Below are 15,908 nucleotides of genomic sequence, written 5' to 3'. Positions count from 1 at the left end.
ATGTCAGTCGGCCGGGTGGAGGACGCGGTGGAGGAAGCTGCGCGCCCGCTCGGTCTTCGGGTTCGCGAGGACCTCCGCGGGCGGCCCCTGCTCGACGATGACGCCGCCGTCGAGGAACAGGACCCGGTCGGCGACCTCGCGCGCGAAGCCCATCTCGTGGGTGACCACGAGCATCGTCATGCCCTCGGCCGCGAGCCCCTTCATGACGGCGAGGACCTCGCCGACGATCTCGGGGTCCAGGGCGCTGGTCGGCTCGTCGAAGAGCATGAGCCGGGGCTTGACGGCCAGCGCGCGGGCGATGGCGACGCGCTGCTGCTGCCCGCCCGAGAGCTGCCCGGGTTTGGCCTTCTCCTTGCCTTCGATGCCGACCTCGGCGAGCAGGCGCCGCGCCGTCTCGACCGCCTCGGCCTTGGGGGTCTTGCAGACGCGCCGCTGGGGCACGACGAGGTTGTCGAGGATCGTCATGTGGCTGAACAGGTTGAACTGCTGGAACACCATGCCGATGTCGCGGCGGGCGAGGTCGAGGTCCGCGTCGGGGCCGGTCATGTCGTGACCGGCCGCGGTGATGGTCCCTTCCGTGGGCTCTTCCAGGAGGTTGACGCAGCGCAGCAGTGTGGACTTCCCGGACCCGGAGGGCCCGATGAGGCACACGACCTCGCCTTCGGCGATCTCCAGGTCGATGCCGCGCAGGACCTCGTTGTCGCCGAAGCGCTTGTGGAGTCCTTCGATCCGGACGATGGGCGCGTTCACCGGTGGTCCTCCCGGTTCTCAAGGCGCCGTGCCAGCAGGCCCAGCGGGATCGTCAGCAGCAGGTACAGCAGGCCGCCGACGAGCAGCGGGGTGGCGTTCGCGGTGTCGGTGAGCTCGTTGCGGGCGAACTTCGAGAGCTCCATGGTGGCGGTGGTGACGCCGAGGACGAACACGAGCGAGGAGTCCTTGGTGAGCATCACGAGCTCGTTCGTCAAGGGCGGCACGACGATCCGCAGCGCCTGCGGGAGCACGACGGTGACCATGGTGCGGGTGCGGCTCATCCCGAGGGACCTCGCGGCCTCGACCTGCCCCTTGGGGACGGCCTGGATGCCGGCGCGCACCGACTCGGCGATGTACGCGGAGGAGGTGAGGCCCAGGCCGATGGCGACCTGCCCGTAGACGCCGCCGGGGTACTGGATGCCCGGGAACGCCTGGGGGACGCCGAAGCCGACGAGGAACAGCACGAGGAGCGCGGGCAGGCCGCGGAAGACCTCGACGTACACGGTCGCCGCCCAGCGGTAGGGCGCGAACTCGGAGACGCGCATGAGCGCGACGGGCACGCCGACGACCATGCCGAACGCGAACGCGAGGACCGTGTACAGGATCGTGTTCCAGAACGAGGTCCACACGTCGGGGAACATGTCCGCGGCGATGTCGAGCTGGAAGAACGAGTCGGCGATGCGGCCCCAGTCGGCGACGGCGGCGAGCACCGCCACGACGGCGACGATGACGGCGTACTGGACGCCGCGCGCGAGGCGGCGCCGCTGCCGGGCCGTCATGCGGCTCCGGGCGGGCGCGGCGTCGGTGGTGGCGGCGTCCACTACTGGTCGAGGTCCCCGGTGTAGGGCTCGCCGATCCACTTCTCGTACAGCTCGGCGTAGGTGCCGTCCTCGAAGGCGGCGTCGAGCATGGCGTTGACCTCGTCGAGCAGCTCGGTGTCGTCCTTCTGGACGGCGAACCCGTAGTGCTCGGCGGTCTCGATGGTCTGGACGAGCGTGAGCCCGGAGGCGGTCTCGATCATCTGCTGCCAGGTGGCGAGGTCGGCGATGGAGGCGCCGACGGTCCCGGCCGAGAGCGCAGAGGCGATGTCGCCCATGGACTCGAAGGCCACGACCTCGTATCCGTACTGCTCGGCGTTGTCGTTCGCGTACGCCTCGCCGGTGGACCCGGACTGCACGGCGACCTGGACGCCGGAGAGGTCGTCGAGGGTCGCGACGGCGGACCCGTCGGGGACCACGAGCGCCTGGTCGGCCCGGTAGTAGGCCTGGGACATGCCCATGGCGGCCTGCCGCTCCTCGGTGATCGAGAGCCCGGCGGCGGCGATGTCGCAGGTCCCGGCGTTGAGGGCCTCGCCGGAGCTGATCGAGTCGAAGCTGATCTCCACGACCTCGACGGTCTGGTCGAGGCGGTCGGCGAGCATGTTCATGAGGTCCATGTCGAACCCGACGTACTCGCCGTCCTCCTGGTACTCGAAGGGCACGAAGGGCACGTTCGTGCAGACGGTGAGCGTGGAGTCGTCGTCCGATCCGGACGAGCATGCGGCTGCGGCGAGCCCGGTCCCGATCAGGGCCAGGGCTGCCGCGGCGCGGCGGGTGTGCGTGTTCACCTGAAGGCTCCTATGCGTTTGCGGATTCGCCGATCATTCCGGTCGGATGCACCCATACTCGTGCCACCTGGTCCGCAATGTGGCAGGTTTCGCAGTACGGACGGCCCGATCCCCGCCGCCACACGGGGCCGTACCGCCCCGAGAGATCGGCGTGCGCTGTCGTCCCGCCGTGAGAGAGTGGTCCGATGCTGATGCTCATCGACGCCGCGTCCCTCTGGTACCGCGCCTATTACGGGCTCCCCTCCTCCATCAAGGCCCCCGACGGGCGCCGCTCGGGAGCGGTGCGCGGCTTCTTCGACGGCCTCGCGGTCCTGACCCGCCGCTTCTCCCCCACCGGCATGGTCTGCTGCCTCGAAGGCAACTGGCGCCCCGACTGGCGCCTGGAGCAGCTCCCGGGATACAAGGCCGCCCGCGCGACCGCCGACGGCGCCGAGGACACCCCCGAGGGCCTCGACGACCAGGTCGCCGCGATCGAAGCCCTCCTCCCGGCCCTGGGCGTCGCCACCGCCGCCCACCCCGACTACGAGGCCGACGACGTCATCGCCACCCTCGCCGCCCGCACCGCCGAACCGGTCCTGGTCGTCACCGGCGACCGCGACCTCTTCCAACTCGTCGACGACGACCGCTCCCGCCACGTCGTCTACCTCGCCAAGGGCATCTCCAAGGCCGAGCTCTTCGACGGCGAGGCGGTCGCCACCAAGTTCGGCGTCGCCCCCAGCCACTACGTCGACTTCGCCGTCCTCCGCGGCGACCCCTCCGACGGCCTCCCGGGGGTGAAAGGCATCGGCGCCAAGACCGCCGTCTCCCTCGTCAACACCTACGGCGGCATCTCCGGCATCCGCGCCGCAGCAGCCGACCCCGCCTCCGACCTCCCCGACCGCCAGCGCAAGTCCGTCACCGAATCCGCCGACTACCTCGACCGCGCGGTGAAGGTCTCCTCTGTGGTCCCCGACGTGGACGTCCCGGTCATCGACGCCGCCCTCCCAACGGCCCCGAACGACCCCGCCGCCGTCGAAGCCCTGGCAACCGAATGGAACGTCACCTCAGCCCTCACCCGCTTCCAAGAGGCGATCACCCAAACCGAAGCCTGAGCACCCACCACCCGCCTGCCCACCCGACAACCCGACCACGCTCCCGCCTGCCCGCCGCCGAAACCCCTGCTCACACCTCCGCTCACCCCAAAATGTCGCCCCCACCAGGCACATTTGAAAGCGGGGGCGACACCGAACCCGAGCCCGACTCGCATCCACCCACCAGGTCCCACAGCGGCCAAGAAAATGTCGGCCCCCGCAGGCACGCTTGCAAGCGGGGGCGACACCGAACGCGAGCAGGGCTCGCCTCTCCGTCGTCTTAGACGTCGGCGACCACGCCGCGGCGGATCGCGTCGACCGCGTCGAAGGCCGCGTCGGCGAGCTTGTTCGAGGACTCCGTGCCGATGAACCGCGCGGCGGTGCCCATCTGGTGCAGGAGGTCGGCGGTGCGGCGGGCCCAGCGGACGAAGTCGCCGCCGGGCATCGGCCACGGGCCGTCCGCGGCGGCAAGCGCCTTCGACAGCTCCTCGCCGCTGGTCCACCGGTAGATCGGCCACGCCAGACCCAGCTGCGGCCGCGAGATCAGCGACAGGCCGCGCTGGTTCTCGGTGCGGCGGATCGCCTCCCAGCGGCGCACGGTCTTCGCCACGTGCTCGGTGATCTGCCCCGGCACGGCCACGAAGAACTCGTCCTCCTCGAACCGCGACTCGTAGATCACCGTCGAGGCGACCGCGGCCAGCGCCGCGGGCTGGAGCCCCTCCCAGATCCCGTCGCGCAGGCACTGCGCCACGAGCAGGTCGGTCTCCACGAACAGGTTCCGCAGCAGCCGCCCCGAATCCGTGACGGTCTCGCCTTCGAGGTACCCGAACTCCGTGAGCACCTCGCGCACGGCGGTGAACTGCCGCGCCAGCGAGTGCTCGCGCCGCTCGGAGCGGCGCCGCAGCGCCTCCTCCTCGCGCTTGAGCCGCGACCAGCGGGACGCGTGCACGGTGTGCTGCCCGGCGTCGGGGCAGGTGCGGCACGGGTGGTCCTTGACCTCCTCGCGCAGGCGCGCGATCTCGGGGGTCTCGGCGGCCCCGCCGCGACGCGTCGGCCGCGAACGGTCCCTTGTGGCCTCACGCAGGCTCGCCGCGAGGTCGTTGCGGGACCGCGGGTCGCGCCGGTCGAAGCGCTTGTCGACGCGGAGCTTCGTGACGACCTCCAGGCCGCCGTCGAACGCGGACGTCTCCAGCGTCCCGGCCCACCCGTCACCGGTGAGCACCGCCCACCGCGGGTCGTGGTGGCGCGAGCCGCCGGTGGGCCGCAGGAACACCGCCCACCCGACGCGCTTGCCGCGCGAGATCCACACGACGTCGCCGGCGCGCAGCTCCTCCAGGCGGGTGCGGGCCTCGTCGCGCAGGGCGCCCTTGCGGCGCTTCTGGTTCGCGCGCTCGGCCTGCGAGAGCTCGTGCGTCAGTTCGTAGTACGCGAGGAAGTCGCCCTTGTGGCACTCGGCGCCCTTCGCGGCCTCGGCGGCGCGGCGCCCGAGCGAGCGGGCCTGCTCGGCGATGTGGACGGCCTCGGCGTCCGATTGGAACTGCGCGAACGAGGACGCGAGGACCTCTTGCGCGCGTTCGACTCCGGCCGCGCCGATGAGGTTCACGGCCATGTTGTACGAGGGCGCGAACGAGGAGTTCAGCGGATAGGTGCGTTTGGACGCGAGGCCCGCGAGCTCCTTGGGCCGTACGTCCTCGGCCCACACGGTGACCGCGTGCCCCTCGACGTCGATGCCGCGGCGCCCGGCGCGTCCGGTGAGCTGCGTGTACTGGCCCGGCGTGAGCATCACGTGGTCGGAGCCGTCGTACTTGATGAGCCGCTCCAGGACCACCGACCGGGCGGGCATGTTGATGCCCAGCGCGAGCGTCTCGGTGGCGAACACGGCCTTGAGCAGGCCGCGCTCGAACAGCTTCTCCACGACCTCTTTGAACACCGGCAGCAGCCCGGCGTGGTGGGCGGCGATCCCGGCCGCGAGGCCCGCGAGCCACCGGTCGAAGCCGACCGCGTCGAGGTCGGCGGGGTCGATGTGGGCGACCGAGGCGGTGGCGTAGTCGACGATCTCGTCGCGCTCGCCCCCGTCGGTGAGCCGCAGCCCGGCGCGCACGCACTCGTCGACGGCCGCGTCGCAGCCCGCCCGCGAGAAGATGAAGTAGATCGCGGGCAGCAGCGCCGCCTGGTCGAGCCGGGACACGACGCGGCCGCGGTCCACATGGGGCCGTCCGCGGCGGCGCCCGCCGCCGCGCTGCTCGCCGCGCTCGCGCATCCGCGCGTCCTTCTTCAGCAGCTCCTTGGAGACGTAGTCGGCGCCGGGCTCGAACAGGTCGAGCAGCGCGCCGCCGATCATCATATGCTGCCACAGCGGGACCGGCCGGGTCTCGGAGACCACGACCTCGGTGGAGCCGCGGACGCTCTTGAGCCAGTCGCCGAACTCCTCCGCGTTGGAGACCGTCGCCGACAGCGAGACGACCCGAACCTCCTGCGGGAGTTCGATGATGATCTCCTCCCACACGGCGCCGCGGAACCGGTCGGCGAGGTAGTGGACCTCGTCCATGACCACGTACCGCAGCCCCTGGAGCGTCGCCGAGCCCGCGTAGATCATGTTGCGCAGGACCTCGGTCGTCATGACCACGATCGGGGCCTCGCCGTTGACGACCGTGTCGCCGGTCAGCAGCCCGACGTTCTCGGCGCCGTGCGCGTCGACGAGGTCGTTGAACTTCTGGTTCGACAGCGCCTTGATCGGGGTCGTGTAGAAGCACTTCGCGCCCTCGGCGAGCGCGAGGTGGACCGCGAACTCCCCCACGACGGTCTTCCCGGCGCCGGTGGGGGCGCAGACGAGGACGCCGTGCCCCGCTTCGAGGACGCGGCACGCCTCGACCTGGAAGTCGTCGAGTTCAAAGGAGTAGTCCCCCGCGAATGCCGCCAGCTGGGGCCACTGCCGACGTGCTTGAGCAGCAGCGTGGCGTTCGGCCGGGGAGCGGTCGTCGGCGTAAGGCACGTCGGCGTTAACCATGGCCTCAACACTAGTCTGCCGCCCCGACAAGAGCATCCCGGTAACGCGCCCAGTCCACCCGGCTGTGACGACGCCTACACGGCCGGGTATCGTCCCGGATGTGCACCGTGATTCCTCACCAGGAGACGACGATGCGGGACGCGGAGGGGTCGACGCGGTCCTGTTCGACTTCCACGGCACCTTGGCGCAGCTCGAACCCCTGACCAGGTCGGTCGCGCTGGCCGCGGACGCCTGCGGGAAGCAGCTCTCACCGCTCGCGGTGACGGCGCTGGCCGACGCCATCGGCGCGCAGGGCTGGCTCGGTTCGGGCATGGAGCCGCGGGTGCGGCCGCACTTCGCCGAGGCGTGGGCGGAGCGGGACCTCGACGAGGACGCCCACCGCGAGGCGTTCACGGCGCTCGCGGCGCAGGCCCACGGCGTGTTCGACGGCCTCGCGGAGGCCCTCTACGACCGACTCGCCTCCCCCGAGGGGTGGGTGGCGTTCGCCGACACGTTCGCGACCCTGGTGTCGCTCAAGGCCCAGGGGTACCCGATCGCGCTGGTGTCCAACATCGGCTTCGACGCGCGCCCGATCCTGCGCCGCCTCGGCATCGACCGGTTCATCGACGCGTGGGTGCTGTCCTACGAGGTCGGCTACTGCAAGCCGGACGAGAAGATCTTCTACTCCGCGTGCCACGCGCTGGACGTCGAGCCGGGCCGGGTGCTCATGGTCGGCGACACGATGGCGGACGCGGGCGCGGCCCGGGTCGGGGCGCGCTGCTACCTGCTGCCGCACGCCGAGGCGGGCCGCGCGGTCGGCCTCGACGCGGTGCTGCGCCTCGTGCGCGCCGGCTGCTAGGGGCCCTCAAGAACGACGGAAGGGCCCCGGGGATTCCCCCGGGGCCCTTCTCTACGCTCGTTCTACCTGCGTCCCAACCGGACTCAGGTGATGTCGTCGTAGCCGTCGACGCGCCGGCCGAACCGGTTGCGGCGCTCGTTGTCGGCCGGGTAGTCCTCGTCGTCCAGACCGCCCGCGCGGATGGAAGTGGCCGCGTCGACGCCGTCGGAGGAGCCGATGTCGCCGGCCTCGTCGTCGTCGAGCTCCTCGTCGTCGGTGACGCCCTTGCGCTTGTCGTTGAGGTGCGCGACGAACAGGGCGATCCCGTAGAGGAAGAGCATGCAGATCGCCAGCGCGGTCATGCCGAACGGGTCGGGCGTGGGCGTGAAGATCGCGGTGAAGATGAAGCTCACCACGACCACGATGCGCCACCAACCGCGCATCCGCTTCGCCGAGACCAGGCCCATCACGTTGAGCATCAACAGGATCAGCGGGAACTCGAATCCGACCCCGAAGACCACCATCACCGTGAGGTAGAAGTTGATGTACTCCTCTAGGTTCAGCGCGATCGTGAACCCGGTGCCCTCTTGGAGCACCATGATGAACTGGATGCCGTGGCTGACCACGAAGTAGGCGAGGAGCGCGCCGCCGAGGAACAGCGGCGCCGCGACCCCGATGAAGGTGTACGCGTACCGGCGCTCGTTGCGGTGCAGGCCGGGGGCGATGAACGCCCAGAGCTGGTAGAGCCAGATCGGGGAGGTCGCCACGAGGCCCATGTACAGCGACACCTTCAGGTACAGGGCGATGTGGGAGACCGGCGAGTTCAGCGTGAAGTTGCAGAGCACTTCCTCGCCGGACTCGACGTTCGCGCCCGAGGTGTTGCAGTACGGCTGGGCGAGGAACTCGATGGCGTGCTTCGAGAAGATCAGGCCCAGCGCAGTGCCGACCAGGATGACCAGGACCGCGATCATCAGGCGCGACCGCAGGTCCATCAGGTGCTCCATGAGGGTCATGGAGCCGTCGGCGGCGCGCTGGAACTTGGTCTGGCGTTTGCCTCTGCGCCGCGGCGGGTCGTCCGTCATGTTCGTAACGGCCGTTCCCGGGCTAGCGCGTCTGCTTGCGGTCGACCGACTCGCCGTCGATCACGGTCTCGTTGACCGGCTGCGGCGGCTCCAGCGGCTCGCGCGTGTGCTTGGGCTCGGCGCGGGTGTCGCCGTCCTCGTCCGGGTTGTTCCCGTCCTTCTTCATGGCCTCGGTCTCGGACTTGAGGATGCGCATGGAGCGACCCAGACCGCGGGCCATGTCCGGGAGCTTCCGGGAGCCGAACACCAGCAGGATGACAACGACGAGAATGATGATGTGCCAGGGCTTCAGTGCACCCATTGTTCGGTCCCTCCGGATATATGTCGGTGACGTTTACCATCGTATGCCTCGGTGGAGGCTGCCGCCACGGAGCCTGAGACCGGGTTCACCCCGTGGTCACCGTTGGTAGGCGCGGCTACGACATCGTCGAGCCGGACAAGCATGACCGACGTTTGACACTTCCGTCAACACTGGAGCCTTCGGGATCGCCGATCTTTATCAGAATGTGGCGAGTGCGACCGGGCCGTGTCATTTCTCGGGCAGCGCGGCAGTGGTGCGCTGCACTTCCGCCATGGTCTCGTTCAAACGTTCTTGCAGGTCCTGTACCTGGCCCGCGCGTTCTTGGACGCGGCCGAGGCCGGATTTGAGTTCGTTCAGCCCGCCGAGGAGGCGCCACGCCGCGACGGCGAGGAGCACGAGTCCGGCGAGTGCCAGCACGACCGATATCGCCCAGATCATCGGGACATTCTAAGCCGACGCGGGCCCGGCTCAGGCGGCCGGGGCGTAGCGGGCCAGCGCGGAGGCCGCGGTCTGGCGGACCGCGTCGCGCAGTTCGGCGGGGGCGACCACTTCCGCCTCGCCGCCGAGGCCGAGGACGAAGCGGCGGGCCCAGTCGAGGTCGCGCACGCGCATGACGACGCGGCGGCGCCCGTCGGGCTCCCCGGCGACCTCGTCGCACGGGTAGGTGTCGGAGACGCCTTTCGCACCGGCCCCGAGCAGCAGTTCGATGCGCGGCAGCTCGGAGGCGAGGAACGCGGTGGGCGCGGGCTGGTTGGTCAGGCGCAGCGGCTCGGAGGGCTCGTCGAGCTCGGTGCACGCGTCGATCCGGTCGATGCGGAACTGCCGGATCTCCCCCGCGGTGCGGCACCAGGCCCGCAGGTAGGCGTGGCCTTCGGCGACGACGATCTCGATCGGGTCGACGACGCGTTCGGAGGTGGTGTCGCGGTGCGCGGAGTAGTAGGTGATGCGCGCGGCGTGCCCGGAGGCGACGAGCGCGGCGTACTTCTCGGCGGTCGGGTCGGTGACGGTGTCGCGGACGGTGACGTCGGCGGGCGCCTCCCCCGCGGCGGCGGCGAGCTTGTCGAGCGCGGAGGCGATGGCGGCGCGGTCGCCCACGCCGGGTGTGTCGGCGAGGACCCGCAGGGCCACCGACAGGGCGAGGGCCTCGTGGGCGGCGAGGCGCACGGGCCGGTCCATCCCGGCCGCGAACAGGACCCGGACGGCGTCGGCGTCGAACGCGATGTCGATGAGGTCGCCGGGCCCGTAGCCGGGCAGGCCGCACATCCACAGCATCGTCAGGTCGGCCTGGACCTGCTCGACGTCCACGCCGAAGTCGGCGGCGATCTCGGACATCGGCACCCCTTCGGGGCGCGCGACCAGGTACGGGACGAGGTTGAGCAGCCGGGCCAGGCGGTTGGTCACCATCAGTTCTCCTCCTCGGCCGCGAGCGACTGGAGGCACGCGACGGTCTCCTTGACCAGTTCTGGCGGGTCGACCACGAGCACGTCGGGGCCGAACGACGCCAGCCACGCGGCGGTCGGCGCGGTCTCGGTGTACGAGAAGCACACCTGGTCGCCCTCGGCGGTGCGCGGGCCGATCTGGTCGGCGCGGCGGCGCACGCCCCAGGCGCGCTTGGGCCGGACCATGACGGTGGCGCGGACCGGCATGAGCCGGGCCTCGGACTCGGAGGCGAACGCGAGCACGTCGACGTCCTCGGGGATCGCGTACGCGCCCTCGGGGCCGGTGAGCCGGACCTTCCCGCTGATGCGCGAGAGCCGGAAGCACCGCTGGGCGTCCCGGTCGAGGTCGAGCCCGGCGACGTACCAGCGCCCGCGCCAGGCCGCGCAGCCCCAGGGCTGGATGCGGCGCTGCTGCGCGGACTCGTCGCGCGAGCCCAGGTAGTCGAAGACGACGGCGCGGCGCACGGCGATGGCCTCGAAGAACGGCGACAGCGCCGCCTCGGCGCCGGGCAGGGACTTGACGGTGGCGGTCGCGGCGTGCGACTCGACGTCGATCCCGGCCGCGCGGAGCTTCAGGAGGGCCTCGGCGCTCCCGGACTGGAGCTCGGGCTGCTGCCACAGGCGCGCGGCGGCCGCGACGGCGGCGGCCTCGGCGTCGGTGAACTCGATCTGCGGCAGCTCGAAGTCCGAGCGCGCGATCCGGTAGCCGGGCTCGCCGTCGGCGAGGAAGTCGTTGCCGGACTGGAGGGGGATGCCGATGCGGCGCAGCTCGGCCTTGTCGCGCTCGAACTTGCGCTGGAACGCCTCGTGCGCCTTCTTGTCCTCGGAGTCGTGCTCGTATCCGGGCACGGTCCGGGCGATCCTGCCGGCGGTCTGGAAGCGTCGCGAGGACAGCAGGCAGAGCACCAGGTTCACCAGTCGTTCAGTGCGATCGTTGGACACCCGCCCAGCCTATGCCAGCGCCCGTCCGCGCCGCCATCACGCCCGGCCCCGCGGGGCGGCCGCGCACGGGCCCTTGGGCTCCGCGCCTCCTTTGATAGTGTCCGGGCGTGATCAGATGGCGATACGGGACCGTCACCGGCGTGCGCGGCGGCTGGCGCGGCTGCACCGAGCTGGAGGTCGACGTCGAGGCCCGCGAGGGCGAGGACGCGTTCTCGTGCCGGGGCCTGGCCTACGACGGCCTCGTCGGCGTCCCCGAGGTCGGCGACCGGGTCCTGCTCAACTGCAACGCCATCGCCAAGGGCCTCGGCACCGGCGGGTACGCGCTGGTCATCGCCGTCCCCGAGCGGCTCCCCGCGGACGTGGACGTCCCCGGGCACATCGTCAAGGCCCGCTACACGCCCATGCAGGCGATGCGCCTGGCCGTGGACGAGGACGACTCGCCGCACCGCGCCGCCGTGGAGGCGTGCGACGACCTCGGCGGCATGCCGGTGGTCGTCGCGGACCTGCACTCGGCGCTCGCGCCGGTCCTCGCGGGCGTCCACGCGACCGCGCCCGGTGCGAAGGTCGCGTACGTGATGACCGACGGCGGGGCGCTCCCGGCGTGGTTCTCGCGCCAGCTCGACCAGCTCTCGGACCGGATCTGCACGGTCGTCACCGCGGGCCAGTGCTTCGGCGGCGACCTTGAGGCCACGAACATCCACAACGCGCTCATCGCGGCCCGCGTGGTCGGCGGCGCCGACATCGCGATCGTCGCCCAGGGGCCGGGGAACCTCGGCACGGGCACGGTCTGGGGCTTCTCGGGCACCGCGGCGGGCGAGGCGGTGAACGCGGCGGCGGTCCTCGGCGGGCGCCCGGTCGCGTCCCTGCGGATCTCGGAGGGCGACGCCCGCGAGCGCCACCGCGGCGTCTCGCACCACTCGATGACCGCGTACGGGCGGGTCGCTCTGGCCGCGGCCGACGTCCCGGTCCCCGACGAGCTCCCCGCGGACCTCGAACCGAAGATCCGCGCCCAGCTCGCCACCCTCCCCGAGCGCCACCGCCAGATCGAGATCGACTGCTCCGGCCTCGTCGAGGCCATGGAGGCCCTCCCGGTCAAGCTCTCCACAATGGGCCGCGGCCTCGACAAGGACCGCGTCTACTTCGTGGCCGAAGCCGCCGCGGGCCGCCACGCGGCCCAACTCGCCAAGCGCCGCGACTGACTTCAGCTCCCCTTCAGCAACCCCGGACTATCTTCGTAGCCGGGGGGCGCTGACACCCGCCGCCGATGCGGCGTGCCCGCACTTCGTCTTCAGCTCCGCTTCAGGAACCCCCGGCTACCGTTGAAACCGGGGGCCCTTTCCCAGCGCCGCTTCGGCACTCGGCGTGCCCCGCTAGAGCACGAACAGCACGAGGATCCAGATGCCGAGAACCCCGGCCAGCGCGAGCGACAGGACCCAGGTCGGGACCGTGTACTCGCCGCGGCGGTTGCGGGCGATCTCCTCGCGGATGCGGGTGGTGCGCCGCTCGTAGGCGGCCATCGGGTCGAGCGAGGAGAGCAGGCCGGACCGGCCGGCCTGCTCGCGCTCGTCGGGCCGCCGCTCGGCGGCCGTCTCGGTCTCAGGGGTCTCGGAGGACATGCCCCATGCTCACATGCTGGCGATGAGCTTGTCCACGCGCTCGTCCCGCGAGCGGAACGGGTCCTTGCACAGGACCGTGCGCTGCGCCTGGTCGTTGAGCTTGAGGTGGACCCAGTCGACGGTGAAGTCGCGGCGCTTCTCCTGCGCCTTGCGGATGAACTCGCCGCGCAGGCGCGCGCGCGTGGTCTGCGGCGGCACCTCCTTGGCCTCGAACACCTCGACGTCCTGCGTGATCCGCTCGGCCTCGCCGCGCTTCTCCATCAGGTGGTGCAGGCCGCGCCCGCGCCGGATGTCGTGGTACGCGAGGTCGAGCTGGGCGACGCGCGGGCTCGACAGCGGCAGGCCGCGCTTCTCGCGGTACCGCTCGATGAGCTTGTACTTGGCGACCCAGTCGATCTCGCGCGAGATCGTGTCGAGGTTGCCGTCCTCCACGGCCTGGAGGACGCGGCCCCACAGCTCGATGACGCGCTTGGTCGTCGCGTCGGCGCCGCGCTGGTCGACGAAGTCCATGGCCTTCTCAAGGTATTCGCGCTGGATGTCCAGTGCGGACGCCTCGCGGCCGCTCGCCAGGCGCACCAGGCGCTTCCCGGTGGTGTCGTGGCTGATCTCGCGGATGGCCCGGATCGGGTTCTCCAGGGTGAGGTCGCGCATCGTCACGCCGGTCTCGATCATCCGCAGCACCAGGTCGGCGGAGCCGATCTTGAGGAGCGTGGTGATCTCGTTGATGTTCGAGTCGCCGACGATGACGTGGAGGCGGCGGTACCGCTCGGCGTCGGCGTGCGGCTCGTCGCGGGTGTTGATGATGGGGCGCGAGCGGGTGGTCGCGGAGGAGACGCCCTCCCAGATGTGCTCGGCGCGCTGCGACAGGCAGAAGCGCGCGCCGCGCGGGGTCTGGAGGACCTTGCCCGCGCCGCAGATGAGCTGGCGGGTGACGAGGAACGGGATGAGGACCTCGGCGAGGCGCCCGAACTCGCCGTGGCGGCTGACGAGGTAGTTCTCGTGGCAGCCGTAGGAGTTCCCGGCGGAGTCGGTGTTGTTCTTGAACAGGTAGATGTCCCCGGCGATGCCCTCGTCGTGGAGGCGCTTCTCCGCGTCGATCATCAGCCCTTCGAGGATGCGCTCGCCGGCCCGGTCGTGCTTGACCAGGTCCTCGACGGAGTCGCACTCGGGGGTGGCGTACTCGGGGTGGGAGCCCACGTCGAGGTAGAGGCGGGCGCCGTTGCGGAGGAACACGTTGGAGGAGCGGCCCCAGGAGACCACCCGCCTGAAGAGGTATCGGGCCACTTCGTCCGGAGACAGGCGGCGCTGTCCCCTGAAGGTGCAAGTGACCCCGTATTCGGTCTCCAGTCCGAAAATGCGCCTGTCCATGTCGAAACCCTACCCCGATTCTTATGAGGAGAACACCCCTCGCGGTCGAACGGTTTCGCTCCGCGACGGGCGTGTTGACGGTGTTGGCGGGGTCGCGGGGGCGCTGGCGCCCCCGCGACCGTCCACTTGCGTGCGGGAGTTTCGTTTTCCGTGAATGCGGCTCGGGCCGTTGCTATTCGCTCGGCTGGGGCCTCTCGCCCTTGTCGGGCGTGTCGGGTTCGGCGTCCGGGTCGTCGTCCCCGATGACGTCGTCGGGGTCCACTTCAGCTGGCTCGTCGTCGGCGCGCGGCATGAGCGCGTCGAGGGCGAGGCCCTCGATGCGCCGGAAGGCGCGGCCGGGGCGGGCGCGTTCGAGGACGGCCACTTCGAGGACGTCGGTGGTCAGCTCGCGGCGGGTGCCGTTGCCGCCGTCCGAGGAGAGCGCCCGCAGGGCCAGCGCGAACGCGTCGGCGAGCGGGGCGTCCGCGTCGTGGCCTTCGGAGAGGACCTCGACGAGCTGCTCGGCGGCGCCGCCCATGGCGAGGTAGCCGGGCTCGTCGTTGATCGAGCCGTCGAAGGTGAGCCGGTAGAGCTCGTCGGCCTCGGGGGCGGCCCCGACGCCGGCGACGCAGATCTCGACCTCGAAGGGCTTGGTCTGCTCCGAGAAGATCGCGCCGAGCGTCTGCGCGTAGGCCTTGGCGAGGCTGGCGGCGGTGACGTCGCGCCGGTCGTAGGAGTAGCCGCGCAGGTCGGCCATCCTCACCCCGGCGGTGCGGAGGTTCTCGAACTCGTTGTACTTGCCGACGGCGGCGAAGCCGATGCGGTCGTACAGCTCGTAGACCTTGTGGAGCGCCGAGGAGACGTTCTCGGCGACCAGGAGGACCCCGTCGGCGCACGAGAGGACCACGACGTTGCGGCCGCGGGAGATGTTCTTGCGGGCGAACTCGGCCCGGTCCCGCATGATCTGCTCGGGACTGGTGTAGAACTGCATGGCCATGGCAGGCTCCTCTCCTTATCCGTAGGGGTTCTCGGTGCGGGCCGCGATGACGTCGCGGGCGAGGTCGGCCACGACGGCGTCGTCGATGCGCTTGGAGCCCTCGGCGGTCGCGGACATGACCACGGGGTAGAGGTCGCGGATCGGGTCGGGTCCGCCCGTGGCGGAGTCGTCGTCCGCAGCGTCGAAGAGCGCTTCGACGGCGGCCTTGACGGCGTCGTCGGTGCTGAGGCCGCGCCGGAAGCGCTTCTTCAGCGAGCCCTTGGCGAAGATCGAGCCGGAGCCGATCGAGTCGTAGTCGCGTTCGGCGTAGACGCCGCCGACGACGTCGAAGCTGTAGATCTTCCCGGCCTCGGCGACGGAGGGCGCGTCGTTGTCGAACCCTGCGAAGAGGGGGACGACGGCGAGGCCCTGCATGGCCATGGCGAGGTTGCCGCGCAGCATGGAGGCGAGGCGGTTCGCCTTGCCGTTCAAGGTGAGCGGTGCGCCTTCGAGCTTCTCGTAGTGTTCGAGTTCGACCTGGTAGAGCTTGATGAGCTCGATGCCGAGCCCGGCGGTGCCGGCCATGCCGATGAGCGAGTAGCCGTCCGCGGGGAAGACCTTCTCGATGTCGCGGCTGGCGATGTAGTTGCCGGACGTGGCCCGCCGGTCGCCGGCCATGACGACGCCTTCGGCGGTCTTGAGCGCCACGATCGTCGTCGCGTGGGCGCTCATCTCGGCGAAGTCGCCGGGAGGCAGGGGCCTGCGCCCCGGCAGCATCTCCGGCGCCGTCTGCATGAGGAACTCCGAGAAGGAGGAGGTTCCAGCCGTCATATACGCGTTGGGCAGTTTGCCTGGGAATCCTTGACCTGTCACGACATGACCTCCCTGATTCTCTATTCTTTTCGACGCTCGGCCGAGACTGCGACTGAACGGTGCCAGGGTCCCGGTGCGCCTG

The 15,908-nt window shown here is 70.8% G+C and carries 16 protein-coding genes; 3 read left to right on the top strand and 13 right to left on the bottom strand.

The window, feature by feature from the left end:
- Positions 1 to 3 precede the first annotated feature (3 nt).
- From ACFFXY_RS21805 to ACFFXY_RS21795, 3 genes are read right to left on the bottom strand one after another with little or no spacing between them, the layout of a single operon-like run.
- Entirely contained in the window at positions 4 to 750 is a 747-nt protein-coding gene (locus tag ACFFXY_RS21805; protein ID WP_382355665.1) for an amino acid ABC transporter ATP-binding protein, read from the bottom strand.
- The gene (locus ACFFXY_RS21800) at positions 747 to 1,571 is read right to left on the bottom strand and encodes an amino acid ABC transporter permease (protein ID WP_382355662.1); all 825 of its coding nucleotides are present in this window, start codon (positions 1,569 to 1,571) and stop codon (positions 747 to 749) included. The genes ACFFXY_RS21805 and ACFFXY_RS21800 overlap by 4 nt, the downstream gene beginning before the upstream one ends.
- Positions 1,571 to 2,356, bottom strand: a complete 786-nt coding sequence (locus ACFFXY_RS21795; RefSeq protein ID WP_359955018.1) for a transporter substrate-binding domain-containing protein — start codon at positions 2,354 to 2,356, stop codon at positions 1,571 to 1,573. Before ACFFXY_RS21795 ends, ACFFXY_RS21800 begins: the two co-directional genes overlap by 1 nt.
- A 185-nt stretch (positions 2,357 to 2,541) precedes the next feature.
- Between ACFFXY_RS21795 and ACFFXY_RS21790 the strand changes: the two genes are divergently transcribed.
- On the top strand, positions 2,542 to 3,447 hold the full coding sequence (locus tag ACFFXY_RS21790; RefSeq protein WP_382355659.1) for a 5'-3' exonuclease: 906 nt from the start codon (positions 2,542 to 2,544) through the stop codon (positions 3,445 to 3,447).
- A 259-nt stretch (positions 3,448 to 3,706) separates the two neighbouring features.
- Here ACFFXY_RS21790 and ACFFXY_RS21785 read toward each other — a convergent pair whose 3' ends face one another.
- On the bottom strand, positions 3,707 to 6,433 hold the full coding sequence (locus tag ACFFXY_RS21785; RefSeq protein WP_382355656.1) for a DEAD/DEAH box helicase: 2,727 nt from the start codon (positions 6,431 to 6,433) through the stop codon (positions 3,707 to 3,709).
- On the opposite strand from ACFFXY_RS21785, the gene ACFFXY_RS21780 reads away from it, so the two are divergent.
- On the top strand, positions 6,432 to 7,271 hold the full coding sequence (locus ACFFXY_RS21780) for an HAD family hydrolase (RefSeq protein ID WP_382355654.1): 840 nt from the start codon (positions 6,432 to 6,434) through the stop codon (positions 7,269 to 7,271). The two genes, ACFFXY_RS21785 and ACFFXY_RS21780, sit on opposite strands and share 2 nt — an antisense overlap.
- Positions 7,272 to 7,354: 83 nt before the next feature.
- Here ACFFXY_RS21780 and tatC read toward each other — a convergent pair whose 3' ends face one another.
- The 5 genes from tatC to ACFFXY_RS21755 form a co-directional block, all read right to left on the bottom strand.
- Positions 7,355 to 8,332, bottom strand: a complete 978-nt coding sequence (gene tatC, locus ACFFXY_RS21775) for a twin-arginine translocase subunit TatC (RefSeq protein WP_382355651.1) — start codon at positions 8,330 to 8,332, stop codon at positions 7,355 to 7,357.
- 22 nt (positions 8,333 to 8,354) lie between these two features.
- The gene (tatA, locus tag ACFFXY_RS21770) at positions 8,355 to 8,633 is read right to left on the bottom strand and encodes a Sec-independent protein translocase subunit TatA (RefSeq protein ID WP_344486720.1); all 279 of its coding nucleotides are present in this window, start codon (positions 8,631 to 8,633) and stop codon (positions 8,355 to 8,357) included.
- A gap of 228 nt (positions 8,634 to 8,861) precedes the next feature.
- Entirely contained in the window at positions 8,862 to 9,071 is a 210-nt protein-coding gene (locus tag ACFFXY_RS21765; RefSeq protein WP_382355647.1) for a hypothetical protein, read from the bottom strand.
- Between the two features lie 30 nt (positions 9,072 to 9,101).
- Positions 9,102 to 10,037: a helix-turn-helix transcriptional regulator gene (locus tag ACFFXY_RS21760; RefSeq protein WP_382355645.1), complete on the bottom strand. Its 936-nt coding sequence runs from the start codon at positions 10,035 to 10,037 to the stop codon at positions 9,102 to 9,104.
- Positions 10,037 to 11,014, bottom strand: a complete 978-nt coding sequence (locus ACFFXY_RS21755; protein ID WP_382355642.1) for a helix-turn-helix transcriptional regulator — start codon at positions 11,012 to 11,014, stop codon at positions 10,037 to 10,039. Before ACFFXY_RS21755 ends, ACFFXY_RS21760 begins: the two co-directional genes overlap by 1 nt.
- 107 nt (positions 11,015 to 11,121) lie before the next feature.
- Here ACFFXY_RS21755 and ACFFXY_RS21750 point away from each other — a divergent pair, with 107 nt between their 5' ends.
- The gene (locus tag ACFFXY_RS21750; protein ID WP_382355640.1) at positions 11,122 to 12,213 is read left to right on the top strand and encodes a DUF3866 family protein; all 1,092 of its coding nucleotides are present in this window, start codon (positions 11,122 to 11,124) and stop codon (positions 12,211 to 12,213) included.
- 171 nt (positions 12,214 to 12,384) lie between these two features.
- Here ACFFXY_RS21750 and ACFFXY_RS21745 read toward each other — a convergent pair whose 3' ends face one another.
- The 4 genes from ACFFXY_RS21745 to prcB all read right to left on the bottom strand — a co-directional run bounded on the left by ACFFXY_RS21745 (position 12,385) and on the right by prcB (position 15,784).
- Entirely contained in the window at positions 12,385 to 12,630 is a 246-nt protein-coding gene (locus ACFFXY_RS21745) for a hypothetical protein (protein ID WP_382356744.1), read from the bottom strand.
- A gap of 9 nt (positions 12,631 to 12,639) precedes the next feature.
- Positions 12,640 to 13,998: a Pup--protein ligase gene (gene pafA / locus ACFFXY_RS21740; protein WP_359955050.1), complete on the bottom strand. Its 1,359-nt coding sequence runs from the start codon at positions 13,996 to 13,998 to the stop codon at positions 12,640 to 12,642.
- Positions 13,999 to 14,170: 172 nt separating this feature from the next.
- Positions 14,171 to 14,974, bottom strand: a complete 804-nt coding sequence (gene prcA, locus ACFFXY_RS21735; protein WP_382355637.1) for a proteasome subunit alpha — start codon at positions 14,972 to 14,974, stop codon at positions 14,171 to 14,173.
- Between the two features lie 15 nt (positions 14,975 to 14,989).
- Positions 14,990 to 15,784 carry a proteasome subunit beta gene (gene prcB, locus ACFFXY_RS21730; RefSeq protein ID WP_382355634.1) on the bottom strand — a complete coding sequence of 265 codons (795 nt, stop codon included), beginning with the start codon at positions 15,782 to 15,784 and terminating at the stop codon, positions 14,990 to 14,992.
- Between the last annotated feature and the right edge of the window lie 124 nt (positions 15,785 to 15,908).

The organism is Glycomyces mayteni (assembly GCF_042428885.1).
Classification (GTDB): Bacteria; Actinomycetota; Actinomycetes; order Mycobacteriales; family Micromonosporaceae; genus Glycomyces; species Glycomyces mayteni.
Note: the sequence above shows the minus strand (reverse complement) of the source record. Positions and strands in the feature narration are given on the sequence as shown.